Origin of the sequence: Anabaena sp. CA = ATCC 33047 (assembly GCF_963870205.1) — a bacterium.
Lineage (GTDB): Bacteria > Cyanobacteriota > Cyanobacteriia > Cyanobacteriales > Nostocaceae > Trichormus.
This window is the reverse complement of record NZ_CAWMSA010000003.1, coordinates 254,416-261,011: the sequence shown is the minus strand read 5'-3', so window position 1 is coordinate 261,011 and position 6,596 is coordinate 254,416. Positions and strand designations below refer to the sequence as shown.

Below are 6,596 nucleotides of genomic sequence, written 5' to 3'. Positions count from 1 at the left end.
TCTTGTTTCTCTACCTTTATGTCATCTCTCTTTGAGACTAACTAGCAACTTGGGTTAATAGGGATTAGATGAAATTTCAACGGGCTGTATAAGCCCTTTTTTTTATGCGTATTTGTTTCAATCCCTAATAGGGATTAGATGAAATTTCAACAAGCCCACTGAGGAAAATGAGCATTACAACCAAATGCTCGTTTCAATCCCTAATAGGGATTAGATGAAATTTCAACTTGCTTTTGGCAAGTCTCCAGAAGAAGCCGCAAGCGTTTCAATCCCTAATAGGGATTAGATGAAATTTCAACAAAAGGACATGAACTTAAAGCAATTACTCACAGGTTTCAATCCCTAATAGGGATTAGATGAAATTTCAACTTGACTAATAATCGGTCAGTAGTTGTTCGTATCAATGTTTCAATCCCTAATAGGGATTAGATGAAATTTCAACCATTAGAAGAAAAACAATTCTATTTGCTGTATCGTTTCAATCCCTAATAGGGATTAGATGAAATTTCAACGCAACGTGCAGAGTTAATACAGTGGTTCTTCAGCGTTTCAATCCCTAATAGGGATTAGATGAAATTTCAACACCAGTGGCAGGGTTAGATCCCACAATGTTATTTAGTTTCAATCCCTAATAGGGATTAGATGAAATTTCAACTAAACGAGAAAATATTTACTATGGCGGATCTAGAGTTTCAATCCCTAATAGGGATTAGATGAAATTTCAACTGCGGCAGCCGGAAAGCTAATAAATATAAGGTTTTCAAGGTTCAGATTCGCGGATGGGTCTATTATAACACGAGAAAATGTCAGTTGATTTAAGCAAAATCGCTGAAACCCTTGCTGTGTAAGGTGCGCGGATGGTTTTAAATTAATTTTTCTGCAAAAGCCCGCCCCATAAGGAATACAGCCATTATTGCCAAACCCCAATTTTGTACACCTACCCATCCGCGCATTCAACACAATTTTTACCCAATCCCCAGTCCCCAAGAGAATGTTTAGACAGCCTCAAATTCTACCATAGTCCCACTCCCCTAAATTGTAGAGACGTTTCATGAAACGTCTCTACATATTCCAGGGGGTTAGGTCGAAAATTCAAACATCCTTAATCGACTCCATTGATCACAATCAGTCAGTCGGCGCATATATATTCTGTTAGGTCGAAAATTCAAACATCCTTAATCGACTCCTCCACCTTCGCCACCTGCAACATAGTCTTTAACACAGAATCAGGATTCAAACTCATCGAATCAATCCCCTGTTCCACCAAAAACTCAGCAAATTCCGGGTAATCACTGGGTGCTTGTCCACAAATCCCGATTTTGCGGTGATGCTTTTTCGCTGCATCTATGGCCATTTTTACCATCTGCTTCACCGCCGGACTACGTTCATCAAACAGTCGCGCCACTAAAGCCGAATCTCTATCTAACCCCAATGTCAACTGAGTTAAATCATTAGAACCTATCGAAAACCCGTCAAATATCTCTGCAAACTGTGCCGCCATAATCACATTACTCGGCAACTCGCACATCACATACACCTGCAAGTTGTTCACACCTTGTTGTAAACCATTTTTTGCCATCTCTGCTAAAACTAACTGTCCTTCTTCGGGTGTGCGACAAAAAGGAATCATCGGGATTACATTAGTTAAACCCATCTCGTCCCGCACTCGCTTAATGGCTTGACACTCTAAAGCAAAACCTTCTTTGTAACCTGGATCATAATATCTTGCCGCACCCCGCCAGCCTAACATCGGGTTTTCTTCCTTGGGTTCAAATTCTCTCCCACCTTCTAAGTTGGCGTATTCATTACTTTTAAAATCAGACATCCGCACTATCACAGGTTTGGGATAAAAGGCTGCGGCAATTCTAGCAATCCCTTGGGCTAATTTATCAACAAAATACTGGGGTTTATCGGCATACATCGCCGTAATCACAGCAATTTTAGCTTTTGCCTCGGCATCTGCTAATTTATCGTAATGAATCAACGCTAAAGGATGTATTTTGATTTGGTTAGCAATAATAAATTCAGTCCGCGCCAAACCTACGCCATCATTAGGTATAGCTGATAAACTTAAGGCTTCTTGAGGATTACCCACATTCATTAAAATTTGGGTACGAGTCCTGGGTAAGTTTTCTAAAGTCACTTCTTGGACTTCAAAAGGTAATATACCTTGATAAACTTTGCCTTCTTCCCCTTCTGCACAAGATACGGTAACTTCTTGTCCTGTAGTTAAAACTTCCGTGGCGTTACCACAACCAACAATAGCCGGTACTCCTAATTCTCTGGCGATAATTGCTGCATGACAGGTACGCCCGCCAGAATTAGTAATAATTGCACTGGCGCGTTTCATAATTGGTTCCCAGTCGGGATCTGTGCGCTGGGTGACTAACACTTCTCCCGCTTGGAAACTATGAATTTGTTTCACATCGTCAATTACTCGGACTTTCCCCTGACTAATAGCTTCACCTATCGCCCTACCTGTGACTAGGGGGTGTGGGGTGGATTTTTCTTGATTCCCTAAAACTAACCGATAATTCCGCAAGACGTTACTCTGCTTCTGCGACTGGACTGTTTCAGGACGGGCTTGCACTATAAATAATTGGTGAGTAATTCCATCTTTCGCCCATTCAATATCCATCGGTGTATAATTTCCGTGGACTTGAGAATAATGTTCTTCAATTACACTAGCCCACTTTCCTAGTTGTAAGATTTCCTCATCACTCAAGGCAAATTGATTTTGTTCTGCTTTTGGTACTGGAATATTTTTAGTAAATTCTGAACCTTGGTCATAGACCATTTTTAATTCTTTGCTGCCCAATCTTTTATCGATAATGGGACGAAAGCCTGTTTTTAAAGTCGGTTTAAATACATAATATTCATCGGGGTTAACTGTTCCTTGTACGACGTTTTCCCCTAAGCCATAAGCGGCGGTAATTAAAGCCGCATCTTTAAAGCCTGTTTCGGTGTCAATGGAAAACATTACCCCAGAGGTGGCTAAGTCAGAGCGTACCATTTTCTGCACACCCACGGCTAAGGCGACACTAAAATGATCAAAGCCTTTGGTGTGACGGTAGGAAATAGCCCTGTCGGTAAATAGGGAAGCGAAACAACGATGACAAGCTGCTAATACTGCTTCTACACCTACTACATTTAAATATGTTTCTTGCTGTCCGGCAAAACTTGCGTCGGGGAGGTCTTCGGCGGTTGCACTGGAACGCACTGCGACATCTGTGTTAGGGTTGTAGAGTTGACACAAGCTGCCATAAGCATCTGCGATCGCCTGTCGTAATTCTAACGGAAATGGCGTATTCATTAAGAGCGATCGCGCCTGTTTTCCTACCGCTTGTAAATTGTGGACATCCTCCACATCTAAATCAGCAAATAATTCTCTTAACTTCGCTTCTAAACCCGCACCTTGAATAAAATAATGATAAGCATAAGCCGTAGTTGCAAACCCCATTGGTACATTCACACCTTGGGGTGTTAACTGTTGAATCATTTCCCCCAAAGACGCATTTTTACCACCCACCAAACCAATATCCCCAATGCCAACTTCATCAAACCAGAGAACCAGTGATTTATCTTTAGAGTATTGAGCTACCTTTTGATGAGATACTGTCACCATAGATATTACCTCCCCAGTTGATGCTCTGGTTGTTATAGTGAGTTTTTGTCTGTTTTTCTTATTTTGCAATCCCAGCCCAATAGACACCAAATATTGTGTTTTTTATCTTGGTCGATTGCTTAATATTTCCTTTGGGATCACCATAACAAAAAAAATTCGCTTTTGGTTTAACAAGCAACATAAGTATTGTTTTTCGGTAATTTATTCCCAAAGATAGATGTATAAATTCATAATTTGTTACAAATTCAACAGTCCTAAAACATTGGAGACTGGTGAGCCAGCGCGGTCTTGGGGGTCTCCCCCAGGAGCGACTGGCGAACCCCGAAGGGGGGACTGGGGAAGCATGGGAGAAAAACTAATGACCAATGACTAATAACTAATGACTAATAACTAATGACTAACATTCAACCGCCACACCTTCACCCCTCTGTCATCGGTAGCAGCGAGGGTTTTACCATCAGGACTGAGTGCTACGTGAGTTGTAACAATTCCCTTTGGTTTTTGCCACGTTAACAATTTTTTACCTGTGCTGATTTGCCAAATTTGCAGAGCATCACCATTACTAATTAGGGTTTGACTATCGGGAGTAATTAGCAAAGTGTTGACTGTTCCTACGTTGGGAATAGTTTTCACGACTTTTTTTGTGTTGATGTCCCAAATTTGCAAATTGTTTTGTTGAGCAGTAATCAGGATTTTACCGTCTGGTGTAACTGCTAGTGTAGTGATGCGTTTGCCCTGGTTATCACCAAAAGATTGCAGACGCTCACCTGTATTAATATCCCTGATTTCTATCTGATTGCTGTAATATCTATTTGCCACAACTAAAGTTTTACTATCGCCAGTAATATCCACAGGATAACCAGGGTCTAAAGTTTCTAATTTAGCAGGAATAGTACGCAATAATTTTCCAGTGCTGACTTGCCAAACTCCCAAATCCCTGATAGGTTTATCCGTCATTTTTAAGCCGATAAGGGTTTGACCATCAGGAGTCAGCTTGATAAAATTAGAACCTGCCAACCTATGGATAATTTTACCTGTTTCTAGTTCCCGGATTTGTATTTGTGCTGGTGCGGCTGTGACTATAGTTTGATTATCAGGAGTAATAGCGATCGCATCAATCAAATCATTCAGCGTTGTACTACCCTCTGACGGGCCGGGGAAGGTGTGGAGTAATTTACCTGTATCTATTTGCCAAACCCTGAGATCACCAACATTGGCAACTATTAATTTTTGTCCATCATGAGTAAATGCTAAACTCCGAATTCCCTGATAATAAGAGGAAAATTTCTGTTCATAACCAATAATCTGACCTACAACTGGCAGAAAGTTTTCCTCCTGTCCAGCAGCTTTAACCAACTGCAACGGGGCAGGTGCTAAGTTAAAATAGAGTAAAATCATCATCAGAGAATAGGTGAAAAGTAACCCCATCCAAGTTATACGGCGTTTGACTGATGAGGATAGTTTTTGTTCATAAGCAGCAGCAACTACACCACCAATCAGAGAACCTGCTGGTACAAGAAAAATCATTTTCAATAATATCGCTAGTCCGCCATAGGGGCCACCTATATAAGTATCTGGACTAGCAAAAATGGGAGTCATGGCCACCAACATCGTCCCCAAGAAAGCACCCACCATTGCCGGGATAATGGTATGTTTAATACGACGAGCGATCGCACCAGTAATCAGTCCCACAATACCACCAACTATAGCTGCAATCACAGCACTCAAGAAAGTTGCATATATGAGTTGTGGCAGAATGAAAGTGAATATAAATTCAAAGTTAATTAAATTCATACAGCAATTGTTTGATTTGAAAATCCCCAAGTTGAGTAGGTGTTTGTCAGCATAACCACAACTTGGACACAAACATTGCTGTTGTTAGTATTAATTTAAACTTTCAATTGACTCCAAGTTTCTAAAACTCGTCAGAAACATAAGGAGCAGGGGAGCAGGGGAACAGGGGAGGAAAACTAATGACTAATGACTAATGACTAATAACTAATAACTAATGACTAAAATCGAGTCATTTCAAACAATTGCTGGGCATTTTTCCCTAAAAAAGCCGAAAAAAGTTCTGATTTTCCAGGTGCTACTTCCACCAAATAACGCTGGGCAATTTCATAATAAGCATAAGTCCAAGGAATTTGAATTTCCTCACCACTTACATCATCAATAACTGTCACCATTTCCTTAACTGCTTGCGTCGCTGTTTGACGTAAACCACAGCTAACATCCCCTTCTATTTCCGCTTTCATCGGTACACCCAACTTAGCCAAACCCATCACAGTAGTATCTATATCTGGGTATACTGGAGTATTCTGGCGATTAACGTAACCCGTGAAATGATTCACAGCATAACCGTGTAACAAAACCCAAGCACCATATTGTGTCACTTGATTAACTGCTTCCACCACAGAGTGCCGGGGAGTTTCCCAAGGGCGAGTAAAGACTTTTTGTAGTTTTTGGGTAATATCTTCACAGTTGCCCTCTGCTTGTGGAATAACAAAAGAGCTAATTTCTTCAGAAATTGTAGAGACTGTTGAGTAAATTAATTGAGCAATATCATCTGGTAATTCATCTACAATTAACTCACTAATAAACAGCTTAGGTAAGTCAAATTCTGCCGCTTGTGGATGAGAATAGTGACAAGCATAAAGATGAGTTTCAGGAAAAATATATTCCCCAGCAGGGACATAACCCAATGCTTCAGCTATTTGTCCTAAATAATTAATCCCTAAATTAACTTGACCTTGGTTGCTATCAACTACCAAACGCAAAGACCGAAAAGCAATATGGTCATTAGCGACAGTTCCACCCGCCGCCGTAATCATTTGTTCATAAATTTGAGCATAACTAACTCTAGCTTTATATTCTTGCCAAAGTGATTCCCAAAGATGACAGGCTATTTCAGGTTTCAGCATAATTTTAGTTATTAGTTATTAGTTATTAGTTATTAGTTATTAGTTATTAG

At 40.4% G+C, this 6,596-nt stretch carries 3 protein-coding genes and 1 CRISPR repeat array; all 3 genes read right to left on the bottom strand.

The window, feature by feature from the left end:
• Positions 1 to 114: 114 nt before the first annotated feature.
• Positions 115 to 726: a CRISPR direct-repeat array (repeat unit 37 nt; unit sequence GTTTCAATCCCTAATAGGGATTAGATGAAATTTCAAC).
• Between the two features lie 439 nt (positions 727 to 1,165).
• Positions 1,166 to 3,625: a phosphoenolpyruvate synthase gene (gene ppsA / locus AACS98_RS01560; RefSeq protein WP_066375448.1), complete on the bottom strand. Its 2,460-nt coding sequence runs from the start codon at positions 3,623 to 3,625 to the stop codon at positions 1,166 to 1,168.
• A 390-nt stretch (positions 3,626 to 4,015) separates the two neighbouring features.
• Positions 4,016 to 5,419 carry a WD40 repeat domain-containing protein gene (locus AACS98_RS01555; RefSeq protein WP_066375446.1) on the bottom strand — a complete coding sequence of 468 codons (1,404 nt, stop codon included), beginning with the start codon at positions 5,417 to 5,419 and terminating at the stop codon, positions 4,016 to 4,018.
• A gap of 218 nt (positions 5,420 to 5,637) precedes the next feature.
• Entirely contained in the window at positions 5,638 to 6,543 is a 906-nt protein-coding gene (locus AACS98_RS01550) for a DUF1338 domain-containing protein (RefSeq protein WP_066375488.1), read from the bottom strand.
• Positions 6,544 to 6,596: the final 53 nt, after the last annotated feature.

What these genes read in the sequence shown, in the direction of transcription:
- ppsA (WP_066375448.1), bottom strand. Translation starts at nt 3,625, where the DNA reads ATGGTGACAGTATCTCATCAAAAGGTAGCTCAATACTCTAAAGATAAA.
- AACS98_RS01555 (WP_066375446.1), bottom strand. Translation starts at nt 5,419, where the DNA reads ATGAATTTAATTAACTTTGAATTTATATTCACTTTCATTCTGCCACAA.